The organism is Methylocapsa sp. S129 (assembly GCF_009765995.1).
Classification (GTDB): domain Bacteria; phylum Pseudomonadota; class Alphaproteobacteria; order Rhizobiales; family Beijerinckiaceae; genus Roseiarcus.
Genome location: NZ_LMUI01000042.1, coordinates 487,338 through 505,369 on the forward strand (window position 1 = coordinate 487,338; position 18,032 = coordinate 505,369).

Annotated in this window: 18 protein-coding genes; 11 read left to right on the forward strand and 7 right to left on the reverse strand. The window is 62.7% G+C overall.

Going from position 1 to position 18,032, the window contains the following annotated elements:
- Positions 1–22 precede the first annotated feature (22 nt).
- Positions 23–505, reverse strand: coding sequence for an MSMEG_0572/Sll0783 family nitrogen starvation response protein (locus GSQ90_RS22930; RefSeq protein ID WP_158817196.1), 483 nt, complete (start codon positions 503–505; stop codon positions 23–25).
- A 453-nt stretch (positions 506–958) separates the two neighbouring features.
- On the opposite strand from GSQ90_RS22930, the gene GSQ90_RS22935 reads away from it, so the two are divergent.
- Positions 959–2,350, forward strand: coding sequence for a PLP-dependent aminotransferase family protein (locus GSQ90_RS22935; RefSeq protein ID WP_158817198.1), 1,392 nt, complete (start codon positions 959–961; stop codon positions 2,348–2,350).
- Positions 2,351–2,408: 58 nt separating this feature from the next.
- On the opposite strand, the gene zwf is transcribed toward GSQ90_RS22935, so the two are convergent.
- The 3 genes from zwf to GSQ90_RS22950 form a co-directional block, all read right to left on the reverse strand.
- Complete coding sequence (gene zwf / locus GSQ90_RS22940) at positions 2,409–3,806, reverse strand: glucose-6-phosphate dehydrogenase (RefSeq protein WP_158817199.1); 1,398 nt, start codon at positions 3,804–3,806, stop codon at positions 2,409–2,411.
- Positions 3,807–4,070: 264 nt separating this feature from the next.
- Positions 4,071–4,235 carry a hypothetical protein gene (locus GSQ90_RS22945; protein ID WP_158817200.1) on the reverse strand — a complete coding sequence of 55 codons (165 nt, stop codon included), beginning with the start codon at positions 4,233–4,235 and terminating at the stop codon, positions 4,071–4,073.
- Between the two features lie 35 nt (positions 4,236–4,270).
- Positions 4,271–4,432, reverse strand: coding sequence for a hypothetical protein (locus GSQ90_RS22950; protein ID WP_371418434.1), 162 nt, complete (start codon positions 4,430–4,432; stop codon positions 4,271–4,273).
- Positions 4,433–4,626: 194 nt separating this feature from the next.
- Between GSQ90_RS22950 and msuE the strand changes: the two genes are divergently transcribed.
- The 8 genes from msuE (at position 4,627) to GSQ90_RS22990 (ending at position 12,840) form a co-directional block, all read left to right on the forward strand.
- Positions 4,627–5,211, forward strand: a complete 585-nt coding sequence (gene msuE, locus GSQ90_RS22955) for an FMN reductase (RefSeq protein ID WP_158817202.1) — start codon at positions 4,627–4,629, stop codon at positions 5,209–5,211.
- Positions 5,212–5,252: 41 nt separating this feature from the next.
- Positions 5,253–6,377 (forward strand): dimethylsulfone monooxygenase SfnG, encoded by a 1,125-nt coding sequence (gene sfnG, locus GSQ90_RS22960; protein WP_158817204.1) that lies wholly within the window; start codon positions 5,253–5,255, stop codon positions 6,375–6,377.
- A gap of 52 nt (positions 6,378–6,429) precedes the next feature.
- A complete protein-coding gene (locus GSQ90_RS22965) occupies positions 6,430–7,338 on the forward strand; it encodes an ABC transporter ATP-binding protein (protein WP_158817205.1) in 909 nt (302 codons plus the stop codon).
- Positions 7,338–8,234, forward strand: a complete 897-nt coding sequence (locus GSQ90_RS22970; RefSeq protein ID WP_158817207.1) for a branched-chain amino acid ABC transporter permease — start codon at positions 7,338–7,340, stop codon at positions 8,232–8,234. Before GSQ90_RS22965 ends, GSQ90_RS22970 begins: the two co-directional genes overlap by 1 nt.
- Positions 8,235–8,238: 4 nt before the next feature.
- Positions 8,239–9,294, forward strand: a complete 1,056-nt coding sequence (locus tag GSQ90_RS22975) for a branched-chain amino acid ABC transporter permease (RefSeq protein ID WP_158817208.1) — start codon at positions 8,239–8,241, stop codon at positions 9,292–9,294.
- Between the two features lie 41 nt (positions 9,295–9,335).
- The gene (locus GSQ90_RS22980) at positions 9,336–10,679 is read left to right on the forward strand and encodes an ABC transporter substrate-binding protein (RefSeq protein WP_158817210.1); all 1,344 of its coding nucleotides are present in this window, start codon (positions 9,336–9,338) and stop codon (positions 10,677–10,679) included.
- A gap of 65 nt (positions 10,680–10,744) precedes the next feature.
- Positions 10,745–11,557 carry an ABC transporter ATP-binding protein gene (locus tag GSQ90_RS22985; RefSeq protein ID WP_158817211.1) on the forward strand — a complete coding sequence of 271 codons (813 nt, stop codon included), beginning with the start codon at positions 10,745–10,747 and terminating at the stop codon, positions 11,555–11,557.
- A 23-nt stretch (positions 11,558–11,580) separates the two neighbouring features.
- The gene (locus GSQ90_RS22990; RefSeq protein WP_158817213.1) at positions 11,581–12,840 is read left to right on the forward strand and encodes an SfnB family sulfur acquisition oxidoreductase; all 1,260 of its coding nucleotides are present in this window, start codon (positions 11,581–11,583) and stop codon (positions 12,838–12,840) included.
- 131 nt (positions 12,841–12,971) lie between these two features.
- Here GSQ90_RS22990 and GSQ90_RS22995 read toward each other — a convergent pair whose 3' ends face one another.
- Both GSQ90_RS22995 and GSQ90_RS23000 read right to left on the reverse strand, forming a co-directional pair.
- Complete coding sequence (locus tag GSQ90_RS22995; RefSeq protein ID WP_158817215.1) at positions 12,972–13,271, reverse strand: hypothetical protein; 300 nt, start codon at positions 13,269–13,271, stop codon at positions 12,972–12,974.
- A gap of 671 nt (positions 13,272–13,942) precedes the next feature.
- Positions 13,943–14,311 carry a hypothetical protein gene (locus GSQ90_RS23000; RefSeq protein WP_246731723.1) on the reverse strand — a complete coding sequence of 123 codons (369 nt, stop codon included), beginning with the start codon at positions 14,309–14,311 and terminating at the stop codon, positions 13,943–13,945.
- A gap of 162 nt (positions 14,312–14,473) precedes the next feature.
- Here GSQ90_RS23000 and GSQ90_RS23005 point away from each other — a divergent pair, with 162 nt between their 5' ends.
- Positions 14,474–14,671 (forward strand): hypothetical protein, encoded by a 198-nt coding sequence (locus GSQ90_RS23005; protein WP_158817217.1) that lies wholly within the window; start codon positions 14,474–14,476, stop codon positions 14,669–14,671.
- A gap of 43 nt (positions 14,672–14,714) precedes the next feature.
- Here the strand turns inward: GSQ90_RS23005 and GSQ90_RS23010 are convergent, their stop codons facing one another.
- Positions 14,715–15,893: a site-specific DNA-methyltransferase gene (locus tag GSQ90_RS23010; RefSeq protein ID WP_158817219.1), complete on the reverse strand. Its 1,179-nt coding sequence runs from the start codon at positions 15,891–15,893 to the stop codon at positions 14,715–14,717.
- Positions 15,894–16,201: 308 nt separating this feature from the next.
- On the opposite strand from GSQ90_RS23010, the gene GSQ90_RS23015 reads away from it, so the two are divergent.
- Positions 16,202–17,983: a glucan ABC transporter ATP-binding protein/ permease gene (locus tag GSQ90_RS23015; RefSeq protein WP_158817221.1), complete on the forward strand. Its 1,782-nt coding sequence runs from the start codon at positions 16,202–16,204 to the stop codon at positions 17,981–17,983.
- The last annotated feature ends 49 nt before the right edge of the window (positions 17,984–18,032 follow it).

Genomic DNA, 18,032 nt, shown 5'->3' on the forward strand with positions numbered 1-18,032 from the left:
CCTGATGGGCGCGGACCGGCCGCTAGAGGGTCCAGGTGTCGAGGATGAAGGCGTTGTCCCTCCGATGCAGCAGGATCAGGTCGAGCACGTCGAGCGGGTTGATCCCTTTGATGCCGGGAATGAGCGACACGTCGCCGTGGCCGTAGAGCGCCTGCAGGGCGAAGCGGCAAGCATAAACCTTGCCGCCTTCCTCCATGAATTTGGCGAGCTGATTGTTGAAGTTCTGATGGCCTGGAAACGCTTCGTCGCCCAGCTTTGGAAAGCCGCGCTGCACGCCGAGCGTGACGCCGGGTCCATACAGCAGCACCGACGTTTCGAAGCCCTTGCGCTTCAGGCGTGTGGCCTGCAGCAGGTTCACGAAGCCGATGGAGCCTTCGAAAGCGACGGTGTGGAAGGTGACCAGCGCCTTCTCGCCGGGCGCGGCTTTGACGTCCTCGAACACTTTCTCTTCGTAATCGACAAGAAAATCGCCCTTCTTGTGGGCTGGCATCGTGACGGCGGGCATGAGGCGTTTCTCCTGAGACGGATCGTCCGCGGCGTAGGCCGTGGATCACAGGAGAACACTGCAATCAATGTGCCAATTATTGTATGTAATGACTGGTATCCTGGAAATGGCAATCAATACATTCAATTACAGATTTATTGGGCCGGTCCCGCTACGATCCATCCCACGGAGATAGGCGCCTAATAATCTCTCATCGCCCAATAGCTAGGCTTCGTTTGATGTAAAACTGTGCCGGTGGAATGATGAATTTCGCGTCCGATTGACAAAGTTTTCCTGTGCAGTCAATAATGCAGTCATTCGCCGCAGAGTCACTCGCGTAAAAGGCGAGCATCCTCAACCGAAGTCTATCGCAAGGTGCGCGATCGGCCAGCGTGACAAGCCGGCTTGCCGCACGATACAGTCAATTTCCGCGACGCCGAGTCGCCGCGAAATATCGCATTCAGATTGAGTAAAATGGCCGAATGGACGCCCAATCTCGCTAGCAGCGATAGACCTCGCTATTTGGCCATCGCCGACCTCATTGCGGCGGATATGAAAGAAGGGCGACTTTCTCCCGGCGATCGCCTGCCGCCGCAGCGCAAGCTGGCGGGCCGGCTCAATGTCGATTTCACGACTGTTGCGAGGGGTTATGTCGAAGCGCAGAAGCGCGGCCTGATCGAATCGCGCGTCGGGCAGGGCACTTTCGTGCGCGCGGCGCCCAAACTTGGTCTGCCCGTGCGGCTCCCGGCGCAACGCCGTGTCGAGATTGTCGATCTTTCAATGAATCTGCCGCCGGAGCCCGACGACCCGGCGCTGATCGAACGTATGCAGGCCGGCCTTGCCGAGGTCGGCCGCGATCTCGTTTCGCTTTTGCGCTACCAGGGTTTTGGCGGATCGCCCGCCGACAAGGACGCGGCGTCCGCATGGTTAGGGCGGCGCGCGCTTGTTCCCTCCCAGGATCGCATCTTCATCACCCCGGGCGCTCATCCCGCGCTGCTGGGAATTTTTGGGATTCTGGGGAAAGCGGGCGACGTCATTCTGAGCGAAGCGATCACCTATCCCGGCGCCCGCTCGATCGCGGCCCAATTGGGGCTCGAGCTCGTTGGATTGCCCATGGACCATGAGGGCGTCGACCCCGCCGCTTTCGCGGACGCCTGCGCGCGTCTCAAGCCGAAGGGCCTCTATCTCAACCCGACGCTGCAGAATCCGACGACGCTGACCGTCTCCGAGCGACGGCGCGGCGAACTTGCCGCGGTCGCGCGGCGCTGGCGCGTCCCGATCATCGAAGATGACGCCTATGGCTTTATTCCGGTTCACGGACCGGCGCCGTTTGCGGCGATCGCGCCCGACATCACCTGGCATGTCGCGGGCCTCGCCAAATGCATCGGCGCAGGCATTCGGGCCGCGTATGTCGTGGTTCCGGACGTGCGCTCGGGCTGGCTGTTCGCCGCCGCCGTTCGCGCCGCGACCGTGATGGCCTCGCCGCTCACAGTGGCGCTCGCCACGCGTTGGATTGAGGACGGTACGGCGGACGCGATTCTGCGCTTCATCAGAGCGGAAACCGCCGCGCGACAGGTGCTTGCAACGGAGCTTCTACCGCCAGGAAGTTTCAAGGCCGATCCGCTCAGCTTCAATCTGTGGGCGCAATTGCCGGTTGGTTGGACGCGATCGGCTTTCATTGGACATATGCGCACGACCGGCGTGGGCGTGGTGGCGAGCGACGCCTTCACCGTTGGCGAAAATCCGCCCGAGGCCGTCCGCATCTGTCTGGGCGGTCCGACGACGCGCCCGGTGCTTCGGCGCGCGCTCGAATATATGTCGCATGCTCTGGCGGAATCGCCGACCCTGGCGTCGACGTTTCTTTAAGCGGGGCGCTTTGCCGGATGCGTACGCGCGCGACGGGGCGGCATGGCTGCGTTGCCGCCTATCGCCGCGCCGCTTTGGCTCCCGGATTATCCCATCCGCCATGCGCGGCGATCAGCGCGTCGGCCTCTTTCGGCCCCCAGGTCCCGCGCCTGTACGGGAGCGCCTTGGGATGGGCGTCGAGGATGGGGTCGACCACGGCCCAGGCGGCCTCGACCGCGTCCTCTCTCGTGAATAGCGCGCCATCGCCCGCCATGGCGTCGCCAAGCAGCCGGGCATAGGCGGTCTGCTCGCCCGGATGCTCGTCGATCAAGGTGAGTTCGCGCTGGTCGCCGACGAATTCCTTGCCGGGGCGTTTGACGCGCGCGGCGAGCGCGATGGCGGATTTGGGCGAAAGCTGGAAGCGAAAATAATTGTCGCGGCCCGTCGCGGGCGCCGAATCGGTGAACAGAAGCTGCGGCGGCGGCTTCAATTCGACCAGAACCTCGGTGATCGTTTGGGCGAGATATTTTCCCGAGCGCAGATAGAACGGCACGCCCTGCCAGCGCCAGGAATCGATGAACAGCCGCAGCGCGCAAAAGGTCTCGACGTCGGAATGCTTCGCGACATCCGGCTCCTGGCGATAGCCGGCATATTGACCGCGCACGAGATCGTCGGATTTGAGCGGGCGCATCGCGGCGAAGACCTTGGCCTTCTCGTCCTGCAAGGCGCCATAGTTGCGCCCAGCAGACGGCTCCATGGCGAGCAGCGCGACGATCTGGAACAAGTGGTTCTGGATCACGTCGCGCAGGCAGCCCGCGGTCTCATAAAAGGCGCCGCGGTCCTTGACGCCGAAATCCTCCGCCAGCGTCACCTGGACGCTCGCGACATAATTGCGGTTCCAGATCGGCTCAAGGAACGCATTGGCGAAGCGGAAGTAGAGGATGTTCATGATCGCTTCCTTGCCGAGGAAGTGATCGATGCGGAAGATTGAGTTTTCGGGGAAGACGCTGCGCGCGACGCGGTTGAGCGCGCGTGCGGAGGCGAGGTCGCGTCCGAAGGGCTTTTCGACGATGACGCGCGCGTGCTCTGCGAGACCGGCGGCGCCGAGACCTTTGATCACTGTTTCGAACAGCGAGGGCGGGATCGCGAGATAATGCGCGGGGCGCCGCGCGCCGACGAGCGCCGTCTTGATCGCGGTGAACGTGGCGGGATCGTTATAGTCGCCGCTGACATAGCCAAGCAGCGCCATCAGGCGCCGCAGGGCGGCGGGGTCGTCGACGCCGCCCGAATGCTTGATGCTGTCCTCGACGCGGACGCGCAATTGCGCGAGACTCCAGTTCGTAGAGGCGACGCCGACCACCGGAACGTTGAGGGCCCCACTCTTAGCGAGCTGGTAGAGCGCGGGGAAGACCATCTTATGCGCGAGATCGCCCGTCGCGCCGAAAAGCACGAGCGCATCCGAATGGAGCGGATTCATCGGCGGCCCTCGCTTTTCAGGTTTTGGCGGCATGTTGCGAAATCCTATTCTTTTTCGGTGCGCCCACGAAGGCGGCGATGTCAATGAAAAGAAGCGGGAAGGAGCCCAGCGAGTTCCGTTCCCGTGATGGTAAGTGAGGATTTGGCGAAATGCGGGGAGCGGGCGGAAGGTTCGCATCGTTCCGGCGCCAGCGCGGATCGCGGTTGCGCAAGCTTTCTTTCATCGGCTGACGAGAAGGTTCGCCGAGCGGTGGCCCTATTTGCGTCAAGCTTCGTCGCTCGCCTCCACCCTACCGCGCAATCCGCGTTCCGAACGCGCGAGATGCTCGGGCCGGACGCCGATGGTGAGCGCCGCACCCGCGTCTTCCTTGCCCACCACCGACGCGTCGATGATGCTTCGATCCTCATCGACCGCGAGTCGCAGCTCCATGGGCGAAGCGCTCTTCGTCGTGAGCAAAAGCATGTTCATCTGCGGGGGGCGCCGAGGAAAGAGGCGACGAAGCGATTGCGCGGCCGCGCGTAAAGCTCGATCGGCGATCTGACCTGCTCAATGATTCCTTCGCGCAGAACGACAATCGCATCGGCCATCGTCATCGCCTCGACCTGATCATGGGTGACATAGATCATGGTCGAACCCAGCCGGCTTGCTCACGGCGAGCGTCCGCGCATCACGGGAATTGCTCGCTGTCGGCGTTGAATTGACCGCGTCGAATCTCTGTTGACATCATTGTCCTTTCATGTTTCTAGTAAATAGATAGAAAATGTATGATAGACAGAAATAATAGATATTGTCTGTGAATTCGAACGAAGGATCGATGCGAATGGCGGGGATTTCGATCATCGGCGTTTCAGGGAGCGTCACGCGTCCTTCGCGGACGACGGCGCTGGTGCAGGCGGTTCTCGACCGCATCGAGGCGCGTAGCGGAATCGCCACGAGGTTGATCGAGCTCGTCGATTCAGCGCCGCGTCTGTTCGGCGCCCTCACGCGCGACAAGCTCGTCGGAGACGCCAGGGCGCTCGTCCAGGCCATCGAGCAAGCCGACCTGCTGGTGATCGGCACGCCGGTCTATCGCGCCTCTTACACCGGCGCCCTCAAGCATCTTTTCGATCTCGTCCATCATGCGGGATTCGCCAGCAAGCCGATCATCCTGACGGCGACGGGCGGCAGCCATCTGCACGGGCTTGTGACTGAGCATCAATTGCGCCCGCTGTTCGGCTTCCTTAACGCGCTGACGTTGCCGACGACGGTCTATGCGGTCGAGACCGATTTTCTCGACTATCGCGTATCCAGTTCGAAAATCCTCGACCGCGTCGAGCGCGCCGTCACCGAAGCGCTGACGCAATTGGGCCGACAAGGCGCTGAGAGCGCCGAGCAAGAAGACCGTCGCGCGCTGGCCGCCGGCTGAACCTCCTCCCCAACCCCGACAGCAGACCGAAAGGCTTCTCGATGACCGCACATTCGCGCAACGTCGCCGCTGAGAGCGCGCCCGGCGCCCTCAAATTCGCTTATTGGGTACCCAACGTTTCGGGCGGCCTGGTGATCAGCAAGATCGAGCAGCGGACCAGCCACGACATCGATTACAACCGCAAGCTCGCGCAGATCGCCGAGCAGAACGGCTTCGACTACGCGCTGAGCCAGATCCGCTTCACCGCCGGCTATGGCGCTGAATTCCAGCACGAACCGGTGACCTTCAGCCAGGCTCTGCTCGAGGCGACCACGCGGCTCAAGGTGATCGCGGCGCTGCTGCCGGGGCCCTGGAATCCCGCGGTGGCGGCCAAACAGATCGCGACGCTCAATCAGCTCTATGGCGGCCGGGTCGCGGTCAATGTCGTCAGCGGTTGGTTTCGCGGCGAGTTCGCGGCGATCGGCGAGCCCTGGCTCGACCATGACGAACGCTATCGCCGCTCCGAGGAATTCATCCGCGCCTTGCGCGGCATCTGGAGCGAAGACAATTTCACGTTCCGCGGCGATTTCTATCGCTTCAACAATTACACGCTGAAACCGAAGCCGAGCGACCCGCAGCCCGAGGTTTTCCAGGGTGGTTCGTCGCGCGCGGCGCGCGACATGGCCGCGCGCGTTTCCGACTGGTATTTCACTAACGGCAACACGCCCGAAGAGATCAAAAAGCAAGCCGACGACATCCGCGCCAAGGCCGCGCAGAACGGCCATTCCGTCAAGGTCGGCGTCAACGCCTTCCTGATCGCGCGCGAGAGCGAGGCCGAGGCGCGCGAGGTTCTCGCGGAAATCATTGCAAAGGCCGATCCGGAAGCGGTGAACGCGTTCGGCCACGAAGTGAAAAACGCCGGCAAGGCCTCGCCGGAAGGACAGGGCAATTGGGCCAAGTCGAGTTTCGAGGATCTCGTCCAATATAACGACGGATTCCGCTCCAACCTGATCGGCACGCCCGAGCAGATCGCCGAGCGCATCGTCCGCCTCAAGAACGCCGGCGCCGATCTCATTCTGCTCGCCTTCCTGCATTTCCAGGAAGAGGTCGAATATTTCGGCAAGCATGTCATCCCGCTGGTGCGCCAATTGGAGGCCGACCAGAAGCTGGCGGTCGCCGCCGAATGAGCGCCGCGAGATTGTTTCGATCAGATCGCACGCTGATAGCGCGAGGACATTGATGACCAGCGTCGCCTTTGGAGCCGCGGCCTTCGATGAGATCGAGGCTCCGGCGGCGGGCGCCCGTCCCGCATCTCCTCCCAGTGAGGGGCGGGCGCCAAGATTTGACGCGACCGCGACATCGCCGGCGCTGCGGTTGGAGGCGATCACGCTGTCCTTTGGCGGCGTCGTCGCGCTGGCCGACGTCGATCTCGCGGTCGAGCCCGGTGAAATCCGCGCCATTATCGGCCCTAACGGCGCAGGCAAGAGCTCGCTGATCAATGTGATCAGCGGCATCTACCGACCCGATAGCGGCAGGGTCCGGATCGGCGCGCAAAGTTTCACCCAGGCGCCGACGCAGCAATTGGCGCGGCTTGGCATTGCACGAACCTTTCAAAATCTCGCCCTGTTCAAAGGGCTGAGCGTTCTCGACAATATCGTGAGCGGCCGGGTCGCCGCCCGCCGCGCCAATTTCGTCGAACAGATTATCGGCCTGGGGCGCGCGCGACGAGAAAGGGACGATGCGCACGCACGCGCCGAGGCGATCGTCGGCTTTCTCGATCTTGGCGCCGTGCGCAGCCGACTGGTGAGCGCGCTTCCCTACGGTCTTCAGAAGCGTGTCGAACTTGCCCGCGCGCTCGTCGCAAGGCCGAAGATCCTGCTGCTCGACGAACCCATGGCCGGTATGACCGCCACTGAAAAACACGAGATGGCGCAGTTCGTGCGCGCCGCGCGCGACGAGTTTGGAACGACCGTCGTCTTGATCGAGCATGATATCGGCGTCGTGATGGGCCTGTCGGATCGGGTCGCCGTTCTCGACTACGGCCGCAAGATCGCTGACGGGACCCCCGCTGAGGTTCGCGCCGATCCGGCCGTCATCGACGCCTATCTCGGCGTCGCGCACGACCATCAACCGGCCGGAGCGCCTTGATGTTCGATTTCGACTATTCGTTCTTTCTAGAAGTTCTTGTCGGCGGATTGCTGTCGGGCGTGATGTATTCGCTCGTCGCGATCGGTTTCGTGCTGATCTACAAGACCTCCGGCGTTCTCAATTTCGCGCAAGGGGCGATGCTGTTGTTCGCGGCGCTGACCTTCGTCAGCCTGGTGGAGCGCGGCGTTCCGTTCCCGCTCGCCTTTATCGCCACTTTCGTGGTCATGGCGGTTCTCGGCATGGCGATCGAACGGGTCGTGCTTCGCCCGTTGGTCAACAAGCCGCCGATTACGCTGTTCATGGCGACGCTCGGCTTGTCCTACGTCATCGAAGGCGCCGCCCAGCTTGTCTGGGGCACGCAGGTGCATGGCCTCGATCTTGGCGTCGACGATACCCCGTTTGAAGTTTCAGGAATCCTAATCAGCAAGTTCGATCTGTTCGCCGCGGCTATCGCGGCGACCATGGTCGCCTTTCTCACCGCCTTCTTTCGCTACACCAGAATCGGCCTCGCCTTTCGCGCGGTCGCCGACGATCAGTTTGCGGCCTTCGCGGTGGGCCTGAGGCTGCCGCGCATCTGGGCGATTGTCTGGACCGCGGCGGGCGCAGTGGCGCTGGTGGCGGGTCTGTTGTGGGGCGCGCGCCTCGGCGTGCAATTCTCGTTGTCGCTAGTGGTGCTGAAGGCGCTTCCGGTGCTGGTGCTCGGCGGTTTCGACTCGATCCTCGGCGCCATTGTCGGCGGTCTGCTGATCGGCGCTTCGGAGAAGCTCGCCGAAGTCTATATCGGCCCGTTTTTCGGTGGCGGCATCGAGAGCTGGTTCGCCTATGTCGTCGCTCTCGTCTTTCTTCTGATCCGGCCCGCCGGTCTGTTCGGCCAGAAACTGGTCGAAAGGGCCTGAGATCATGTCAACAGCCGTCGTCGATCGTCCCGCATCGAGCCCCTGGCGGATCCCCGCCTGGGCCGGCCCTGTCGCCGTGCTCGCCATCGCCTACGGCGTTCTGCCGTTCCTCGGCGGCAGCTATATCTTTGAAGCGATCCTGACGCCGTTCCTGGCGCTCTCCCTCGCGGCGGTCGGCCTCAATCTCCTGACGGGATATGCCGGCCAATTGTCGCTGGGCACAGCCGCCTTCATGGCGGTCGGCGCCTTCGCCGCCTATAATTTCAATCTGCGTATCCACGGATTGCCTCTGATCGTCAGCATTGCGCTGGCAGGTTTCTCCGCCGCCGCGATCGGCATCGCCTTCGGCCTGCCGAGCTTGAGATTACGGGGGTTCTATCTCGCGGTCTCGACGCTTGCGGCGCAGTTTTTCGTGCAATGGGCGCTGACCAAATTCGGCTGGTTCTCCAACAACAATCCTTCGGGCGTGATCGACGCGCCGGCGCTGGCGATCTTCGGAATTTCCTTCGATGGTCCCGTCGGGCGCTACCTCTTCGCGTTGACGATCGTCGTCGCGCTCACGGCGTTCGCTTACCGGCTCGCCAATACGCAGACCGGGCATAATTTCATCGCGGTGCGCGACAACGAGCTTGCGGCCAAAGTGATCGGCGTGCCGGTTCTGAAAACCAAACTGCTCGCCTTTGCAATTTCGTCTTTCATGATCGGCGTCGCCGGCGCGCTCTGGGCGTTCGCCTATTTGCGCACGGTGGAGCCCGCCGGCTTCAATCTCGATCGCTCCTTCGAGATCCTTTTCATCATCATCATTGGCGGCTTGGCCTCGATCCGCGGCGCCTTCTTTGGCGCCGCGCTGATCGTCGTGTTCCCGCTGATCCTGTCTCGCGTCGGAAGCTTCCTGCTTGGCGGCCTTTTCGACTCGGGCGTGCTGGACATGAGCCAGCGCATCGTCCTGGGCGCGCTCATCATCGTCTTTCTCATCGCGGAACCGGACGGTCTCGTCGCTCTCTGGGACCGCCTCACGAAAGGATTCCTGCGATCAGGCGAAGCGACCAGAAAAAGCTAATCCCTCTCTCCTTCAACTCTTGCAACCCCCGGAGACCTCCCGTGTCCTATCTCTCAAACCTTCGCAAAGCCGCGCTTTCGGCGGCGCTGGCTGTCTCGTTCGCGATACCGCTCGCCGCCTCGGCCAGCGCCGACGAACAATATTTTCCGCTGCAGAGCTATCGCGTCGGCCCTTACGCCGCCGGCGGCACCGGCTTCTTCGGCGGCTTCATCGACTATCTGAACCTGATCAACATCCGCGACGGCGGCGTCAATGGCGTCAAGCTGACCTGGGACGAATGCGAGACCCAATATGAGGTCGAGCGCGGCGTCGAGTGCTACGAGCGACAGAAGAGCCATCCGGCGATCGCGGCCTGGAATCCGCTCTCAGTCGGCATCGCCTACGCCATGATCGACCGCATCACGCAGGACAAAATCCCGCTGATCACGATCAACCACGGCCGCACCGATTCCACCGACGGGCGGGTGTTTCCTTATGTCTTCCCGCTGCTGCTGAACCCCTATAGCGAGAGCTCCGGCATCATCAATTATATCGCCAGCAAGGAAGGCGGCGTCGACAAGCTCAAAGGCAAGAAGATCGTCGTGCTCTATCACGGTTCGCCCTATGGCAAGGAGACGATCCCGATCTACGAGCTGCTGGCGCAGAAGTTCGGCTTCACCGTCGACCAGATCGAAGTGCCGCATCCGGGCAATGAACAGCAGTCGCAATGGCTGACCATTCGTCGCGAAAAACCCGACTATGTCGTGCTGCGCGGCTGGGGCGTGATGAATCCGGTGGCGTTGAAAACGGCCCAGAAGACCGGCTTCCCAGCCGATCATATCGTAGGCAACGTCTGGTCGAATTCGGAAGAAGACGTGATCCCGGCTGGCGACGCCGCCAAAGGTTATGTCGCGATCACGACCCAGGCCTCGGGCGCTCAATATCCCGTGCTGCAGGAGATTATCAAGACGGTCTACGGCGCCGGCAAGGGCAATCTCGAAGATAAGAAGCGCATTGGCAGCGTCTATCACAATCTCGGCATCGTGAACGGCATCCTCAATGTCGAAGCGATCCGCATTGCGCAGCAGAAGTTCGGCAACCGCACTCTCACCGGCGATGAAGTGCGCTGGGGATTCGAACATCTGCAACTCGACCAGGCGCGCGTCGCCGCGCTGGGCGCCAAGGACCTGTTCCATTCGATCAACGTTACGTGGGACAACCATGAAGGCGACGGCCGCGTGACCTTCCAGCAATGGGACGGCGCGAAATGGAACGTCGTGTCCGACTGGATCGCGCCGGACTGGGCTCTCTTGCGCCCGATCATCGAGAAATCCTCCACCGCTTATGCCGCCGAGCACAATATCAAGCTGCGCACGCCGGCCGACGCGGAAGCGGCGAGCAACTGAAGTCGCGCTAACCTCTTCTCCCTCCCCAGTACGGGGAGGGAGAAGACGAAGGAGCCTTACGTCTCATGGCGCAGGATGAAATCCAGCTCGTCGTCGATCGTCTCGAGGCGATCTACAATCATTCGATCGTCGCGCTCCACGGCGTCAGCCTGACGGTCCGGCGCGGCGAGATTCTCGCCTTGCTTGGCGCGAACGGCGCCGGCAAGTCAACCACGCTCAAGGCGATTTCAAACCTGCTCCAGGCCGAGCGCGGCCAGATTACCGGCGGCTCGATTCTATTCGAGGGCCTCGATGTATCGCGCACCAGCCCGGCCGAACTCGTCAGGCGCGGCCTCGTGCAAGTGCTGGAGGGGCGCCATTGTTTCCGCTCGCTGAATGTCGAGGAAAACCTCGTCACCGGCGGAATCGGCCGCGGTTCGAGCCGCGCCGAAATCACGAGCGATCTGGAGCGGGTCTATGCGCTCTTCCCGCGTCTCAGGGAGAAGCGGAAGGAGATTTCCGGCCTGACCTCCGGCGGCGAGCAGCAGATGACCGCGATCGGACGGGCGCTGATGTCACGGCCGCGCCTTCTCGTCCTTGACGAACCCTCGATGGGGTTGGCGCCGCTGATCGTGCGCGACATTTTTCGCAAGCTCAAATCGCTCAACCAATCGGAAGGGCTGTCGATCCTCGTCGCCGAGCAGAATTCCACGGTCGCGCTTCAATATGCCGACCGTGCGACGGTGCTGGAGAACGGCGTCGCGGTGCTGGAGGGCCCGGCGGCGACGCTGCGCGAGCGCGACGACGTCAAGGCCTTCTACCTCGGCGAAAGCCGAGTCTCGACCGATGGCGCGCCGACCCATCCGCGCGCCGCCGAACCTATGGCGCCGGCCGCCTGACAAAGCTTTTTAAGGAGATCCTTATGACGATTCCGCTCAAAGCCGATGATACGAAAAATCTGACGAGGCTCGAAGGCGTTCCGGGCGTCGCCCGGCCGTCGCAGCCGGCCCATGTGATCAAGGACGACGCCGAGGCGATCGCTGTCGCCGAACGCCTCGCCAAACAATTCGCCGAGGGCGCCTCGGAGCGGGATTTGACGAGGAAATGGCCCGTCGAGGAACTCGACGCCTTCTCGCAGAGCGGCCTGTGGTCGATCAATGTGCCGAAAAAATTCGGCGGCCCTGAGCTCTCCTATGTCACCCTTTCGAAAGTGATTGCGATCATTTCGGCGGCTGATCCGTCGCTGGGGCAGATTCCGCAAAACCATCTTGGCGTCGTCGCCGCCATTCGCACCGTGTCCGACGAGGCGCAGCAGAAGCTGCTGTTTGCCGAAGTCCTCAAGGGCGTGCGATTCGGCAACGCCTTTTCTGAGTTTGGCTCCAAGCGCGCCGCCGATTTCGAAACGAAATTCACCGACGCCGGCGATCACGTGATCGTCAACGGCCGCAAGTTTTATGCAAGCGGCGCCTTGCTCGCGCATCTTGTTCCGATTGTCGCCCTCGATGATGAGGGACGCGCCTGGTACGCGATCGCCGATCGCAAAGCGCCCGGCCTCACGGTGATCGACGATTGGTCCAGCTTCGGCCAAAAAACCACGTTGAGCGGAACCGTGCTGCTCGACAATGTCAAAGTGCCGAAGACGCATCTCGTGCCGGGCTATAAGGGCTACGACCACCCGACTGCGGACGGCGCGATCTTCCAGATCATCCAGGCGGCGGTCGATACCGGCATCGCCCGCGCGGCGATCGACGAGACCATCGCGTTTGTGCGCACCAAGTCCCGCGCGTGGATCGATAGCGGCGTCGAGCACGCCTGGCAGGACCCCTATACGATCCAGGCAATCGGCGATTTGAAGCTACGGCTGCACGCCACCGAGGCGCTTCTCGACAAGGCGGGGCTCGCCACCGACCGCGCGGTGGAGAATCCCACCGCCGAAACGGTGGCCGAGGCCCAGATCGCCGTGGCGGAAGCCAAAGTGTTCAGCACCGAGATTGCGCTCGCGGCGACGAACAAGCTGTTCGAACTGGCCGGCACGCGTTCGACCCTCGCCGTGCACAATCTTGACCGGCACTGGCGCAATGCGCGCACGCATACGCTGCACGATCCCGTGCGTTGGAAATACGCCATTCTCGGGAACTATTTCCTGAACGGCGTCGACCCGCCGCTGCACGCCTGGAGTTGAGGCGGGCGATTTCTTAATCTTGGACGTCGGGCGGGTCGGCCGCCCGATTCATAATGACGCTGAGACTCGCATCCCGTCTTTGCTGCGTCGCATCATGTCGCCCCGACGGCTTGTTTCTGGGAGCTGAACGCCTAATACCGCCGATTGAACACGCAGCGATATCCCTGCGAACTTGGGAAGGACTCCGAGTGCATGCCGACGCCGCATGGCCGCAAGTCTCTCATATAATCGCGCTGTTCTTTGTTGTAGGCTCGCCGGCTGCAGCCCCCGCCGAAAAGGAGGCGATGGCTGCCATAGCCACAACCGCCCGCCGCCAATTGGACGTCCGATGCGGCATAGGCTTCGGAAGGCGGAGGCGACATCGCGGCCTGCGCGGTTGAAGCGGCGAGAATCATTGCGCCGGCGGCCAGCGCGGTCATGGCGCCGCTCATCAAATGGCTCGATAACATGGTCCACCCCTCCCAATTCCTGGCGGCCTCCTGATGAAGCCCGCTGATGCAAACGCAGGATTGCCCAAAAGGTTGCGCCATTCCAGTCCTGGTCGTCGCGGCGCCGCGCAATGGAAGCGAGCTTTGGACCCGCGGGCTCCGCCGCGAGACGCTGAAGACGTTTGAGGAAGCAGCGGCTCCGACAGCTTGCTGACCGGCGGATGCACATTTTTGAACAATCGCGGTTCAAATGGATTGCTTCCGGTCCGTTGAGTCCTGCGTTAGCACATTGGGATGGCGTGCGGCGCGGGGCGGCCGCAAGACTTGATTGAACACAACGACCCGAGCCGCGGCGATGAGCGCATTGTCCTCCCTGCGCATCGCGAGCCGGGAGCGTCGGGGCTCCATGGAGAAGCCCCGACGCGCCTTCCCCGACCATCAATTTCGATTGTGGCGCCTGTGCCCCTGCGAGCCCCGGCCCCGACCGCTCAAGCCGGTTATAGCATTCTTGTCGGTCTTCTTTCCCCGTCCTTTTGGAGCCTTGGGCAAATTATCCGTAGTTGATTAGTAAAATCAAAAATACCCTGCAGACCGCCGGCCGTTACGCCGGCGGCCTTCTTGTCGATGGAGGCGCTACAATCCAGCCGGCCGCAAATGCCGGTCTTGCCGCGTTCTCAGCAAACGCGCGTCCAGAACGGGCGCCCATAGTAATCGGCGACGCGACGCCAGCATCCGCCATAATAGGGTCCAGGCCCGTAATAGCCGGGCCCATAATAGCCCGGTCCATAGCCGTAATAGCCTGGTCCGGCCAGGGCGGAGCCGACGAGCGCGCCGCCGGCCAAGCCGCCAAAGACAGCCGCCGGTCCCCACCCCCAACCCCAACTATGCCGCCACCAGACCTTGTCGATCTGCGCGGATGCGACGGATTGGCCGAGAGACGGCCCAGAAAGGGTGAAAGCCGCCGCCGGGTTCAAAGAGAGCGCGAGCATCGCGGCGCCGGTAAGGGCGGCGACCGAGCGGCTCGCTAAACTTCGCAGTGACATGGATGACCTCCGTATTGCCCCCAGCCACGTCATTAAAACATAAGCTCGATGAACGCTCAATGAAAGGGCGTGGTCAGGCGCCCTTGGCGCGACGCGACGTTGTGCGGACTTGCTGCGATTTCGACCCTAGTCAGATCGTCGCTTCGGCGGCATAATAGAGGGATGCCTAAAGCCAAATCCGAAGTGAAATTTGAGCCGGTGGAATGGAAAATTCTGCCGGAATGGTACGTGCTCGTCACACTTCCGGATGCGAAAGAGCTGCGAATTGGCGGCTTCAAAACGGAAGCCAACGCGCGGGCGTGGATCGCCAACAGTTCGGCCGCCTGGCTCAAGGAGCACAACGAGCGCAAGCGCGCTTGAGGGTGGGGGCTCCGCTCCTGCAACTCGCGCGGGGGTTGAGGCGCTATTCCGCCGCCTCGCGCATCATTGCGCGTATGTTGGTGCGCATGTCGTCGATGAGCATCAGCGAGCCAGCGCGCTCGACATGCCAGTAAGTCCAACCGTTGCAGGCCGGCAACCCTTGCGCAAGCGCGCCGATCTTGTGGATCGAGCCGATCGCTGGCCCGAGCGTCAATGCGCCATCGGCGCGCACCAGAGCGGCGTGACGCCGGCGCGAGTCGATCAGATGCTCGCCGGGGCGGATGAGCCCGGCTTCGATGACGCTCGAAAAGGCGACGCGCGGCTCGCTGCGGCGCGTCGGCGCCAGAGCGATCGCGTCGGCCGGCAGGGGCTCGACCGCGTCGATGCGCGCCCGCGCGGCGTCGGCGTAAGTCTCGTCACGCTCAAGACCGATAAAGGAGCGATGCAGGCGCCTTGCGACCGCGCCGGTGGTGCCCGAGCCGAAAAACGGATCGAGCACGAGATCGCCGGCATTCGAGGCGGCGAGCAGGACGCGCGCCAGCAGCGCCTCGGGCTTTTGCGTCGGATGGGTCTTGCGGCCCGCGGCGTCTTTGAGTCGTTCGGCGCCGGTGCAGATCGGCAGGAACCAGTCGGAGCGGGCCTGGCAATCCTCATTGCCCGCTTTCAGCGCTTCGTAATTGAAGGTGTAGCTCTTGGCTTCGGCGCCGCGCGCCGCCCAGATCATCGTCTCATGCGCGTTGGTGAAGCGCCGGCCGCGAAAGTTGGGCATCGGATTGGCCTTGCGCCAGACGATGTCGTTGAGAATCCAGAAGCCGAGATCCTGCATGATCGCGCCGACGCGAAAAATATTATGATAGGAGCCGATGACGAAAATCGTCGCGTCGGGCTTCATCACGCGCCGCACGGCGCCGAGCCATCGCCTCGTGAAGGAATCATAGTCGGCGAAACTGGCGAATTTGTCCCAATCGTCGTCGACGGCGTCGACAAGGCTCTGGTCCGGGCGTGACAAGGCGCCTTCGAGCTGCAGATTGTAAGGCGGGTCTGCGAAGACCAGATCGACGCTTGCGGGGGGGAGCTTTTCGAGTTCTTCGATGCAATCGCCGACGATGATCGCATCGCGCGGCGCCGCGCCGATGACGGGGCGTCGAGCCAGACCGCTCCCAGTACGCGATACCTGAATCTGGGCGGGTTGGCCGGACGCCCCGGCACGGGAAATATGCATTTACACAACCACTCAACGCGACTGACCACGCGAATCTGTCGCATTTGAGTAAAAGGCTAGTTAGCTGCGCCAGGGTTCCGCCGTCTCGTTTTAGAACGCCCGAAATATTGAAAAAAATGACGACATTTCAACACTTTCGAAAGGTATTCTCGCGCAGCGCGTCTAGCCCTTGGCGAATGCGTGGGAATCCGGGGCTGTCGTCGATTCCTGCTTGGCGCCGGGATGTAAGCGGGCGATAACGCGCTTGCCTTATTAGACCCGACCGATAAGGCGGGCCGCCATTCTCCCTCGAACTTCTTTCATCGGCCATGTCCTTTCTCAGCCTTTACGCGCGCGTTCTCAGACAATTGAGCGCCGCAAAAGGCGTGGCGGTCGCGCTCGTCATCGCCAATCTGGGGCTTGCCGCAGCGCAATTTGCCGAGCCGGTGCTATTTGGCCGCATCGTCGACCGGCTGGCGGACGCCCAACGGGCGGGCGCTGCGCCGCGATGGCTCGATATCCTGCCTTTGCTGGCGGCCTGGGTCGTCTTCGCGCTTTTCACCATCGGAGCGGGGGTCCTCGTCGCGCTGCATGCCGATCGCCTCGCGCATCGCCAGCGCCTCTCGGCGATGGCGGCCTATTTCGACCACGTCCTGCACCTGCCGACTGGCTTTCACGCCGGCGCCCATTCCGGACGCCTGCTGAAAGTGATGATCGAAGGCGCCACGGCGCAGATGGCGCTTTGGCAGTCTTTCCTGCGAGAACATTGCGCGGGTTTCGTCGCGTTGACGATCCTGTTGCCGATGACCCTGTTGATCAACGCTCGCCTCGGCGCGATGCTGCTCGCCCTCGTCGTCGCGTTCGGGCTGATGATGAATTTCGTCCTGCGGAAAACGCAAGGCCTGCAGGGAAGCGTCGATCGGCTGCATTCCGATCTTGCCGAACGAGTCTCCGACGTCCTCGGCAATGTGCCGGTCATCCAGAGTTTCACGCGGATCGAGGAAGAGGCGCGCGCGCTGCGTTCCCTGATCGATCGCGTGCTCGGCGCGCAGCTTCCGGTCCTTTCCTGGTGGGCCGTCGCGGCGGTGGCGACGCGGGCGAGCGCGACGCTGACCCTGCTCGCCATTTTCGTCACCGGCATCTGGCTCGACATCGAGGGCCTGGCGACGATCGGCGAGATCGTCACGTTCATGAGTCTGGCGACGACGCTGATCGGTAGGCTCGAACAGAACGTCGCCTTCGTCAATATGACAGTGACGCAGGCGCCAAAACTGGCGCAATTCTTCGAAGTGCTCGATACGCATTCGAATGTCGCCGAGCGGCCCGGGGCGGTTGATGTCGGCCGCCTGACGGGCAAGGTTTCCTTTGACCATGTTTCGTTCGCCTATGCGGGCGCGCAGGCGGCGGTGAGCGATGTGTCCTTTACGGCCGAGGCCGGGCGCACGATCGCGTTGGTGGGCGCGACGGGCTCTGGCAAATCGACGACGCTCAGCCTGCTGCATCGCGTCTTCGATCCGCAAAAGGGCGCTATCCTGATCGATGGCCTTGATATCAGGGATATGACGCTGCAATCGCTGCGCAACAATATCGGCGTGGTTTTTCAGGAGCCGTTTCTGTTCGCGCGCTCGATCGAGGAGAATTTGCGCATCGGCAAGCCGGACGCTAGCGCCGCCGAGATCGCCGCCGCGCTCGATCGCGCGCAGGCGAGCGCCTTCGTCGCGGGTCAGCCGATGGGCCTGGCGACGCCTGTGGGCGAGCGCGGCCGCAATCTGTCGGGCGGCGAGCGTCAGCGCCTCGCTATCGCCAGGGCGTTGCTGAAAGACCCGCCGATCATGATCCTCGACGAGGCGACCAGCGCGCTCGACGCCAACACCGAGCGCCAGTTGCAGGAGGCGCTTGAGGCCGCCATGCACGGACGCACGACCCTCATCATCGCCCATCGCCTCGCGACGATCCGCCGCGCCGATCAAATCCTCGTGTTTGATCATGGACGCGTGGTTGAGGCGGGTTCGTTTGACGATCTTATTGCGCGCCAGGGCCTTTTTTCTTCGCTGGCGCGCGCCCAATTTATAGCGAGCGAGGCCGCGGCGCCGGATCAGCTTCCCGCTTAAGCCGCAGGGGCCGTTTCCCAAGGGGGAGCCGTCCAGATACAATGCCTTG

Coding starts and splice junctions, on each gene's coding strand:
- GSQ90_RS23010 (WP_158817219.1), bottom strand. CDS start 15,893: ATGCATATTTCCCGTGCCGGGGCGTCCGGCCAACCCGCCCAGATTCAG.
- sfnG (WP_158817204.1), top strand. CDS start 5,253: ATGACCGCACATTCGCGCAACGTCGCCGCTGAGAGCGCGCCCGGCGCC.
- msuE (WP_158817202.1), top strand. CDS start 4,627: ATGGCGGGGATTTCGATCATCGGCGTTTCAGGGAGCGTCACGCGTCCT.
- GSQ90_RS22985 (WP_158817211.1), top strand. CDS start 10,745: ATGGCGCAGGATGAAATCCAGCTCGTCGTCGATCGTCTCGAGGCGATC.
- GSQ90_RS23000 (WP_246731723.1), bottom strand. CDS start 14,311: ATGTCACTGCGAAGTTTAGCGAGCCGCTCGGTCGCCGCCCTTACCGGC.
- GSQ90_RS22935 (WP_158817198.1), top strand. CDS start 959: ATGGCCGAATGGACGCCCAATCTCGCTAGCAGCGATAGACCTCGCTAT.
- GSQ90_RS23015 (WP_158817221.1), top strand. CDS start 16,202: ATGTCCTTTCTCAGCCTTTACGCGCGCGTTCTCAGACAATTGAGCGCC.
- GSQ90_RS22930 (WP_158817196.1), bottom strand. CDS start 505: ATGCCCGCCGTCACGATGCCAGCCCACAAGAAGGGCGATTTTCTTGTC.
- GSQ90_RS22950 (WP_371418434.1), bottom strand. CDS start 4,432: ATGATCTATGTCACCCATGATCAGGTCGAGGCGATGACGATGGCCGAT.
- GSQ90_RS23005 (WP_158817217.1), top strand. CDS start 14,474: ATGCCTAAAGCCAAATCCGAAGTGAAATTTGAGCCGGTGGAATGGAAA.
- GSQ90_RS22975 (WP_158817208.1), top strand. CDS start 8,239: ATGTCAACAGCCGTCGTCGATCGTCCCGCATCGAGCCCCTGGCGGATC.
- zwf (WP_158817199.1), bottom strand. CDS start 3,806: ATGAATCCGCTCCATTCGGATGCGCTCGTGCTTTTCGGCGCGACGGGC.
- GSQ90_RS22965 (WP_158817205.1), top strand. CDS start 6,430: ATGACCAGCGTCGCCTTTGGAGCCGCGGCCTTCGATGAGATCGAGGCT.
- GSQ90_RS22990 (WP_158817213.1), top strand. CDS start 11,581: ATGACGATTCCGCTCAAAGCCGATGATACGAAAAATCTGACGAGGCTC.
- GSQ90_RS22995 (WP_158817215.1), bottom strand. CDS start 13,271: ATGAGCGGCGCCATGACCGCGCTGGCCGCCGGCGCAATGATTCTCGCC.
- GSQ90_RS22945 (WP_158817200.1), bottom strand. CDS start 4,235: ATGGAGCTGCGACTCGCGGTCGATGAGGATCGAAGCATCATCGACGCG.
- GSQ90_RS22970 (WP_158817207.1), top strand. CDS start 7,338: ATGTTCGATTTCGACTATTCGTTCTTTCTAGAAGTTCTTGTCGGCGGA.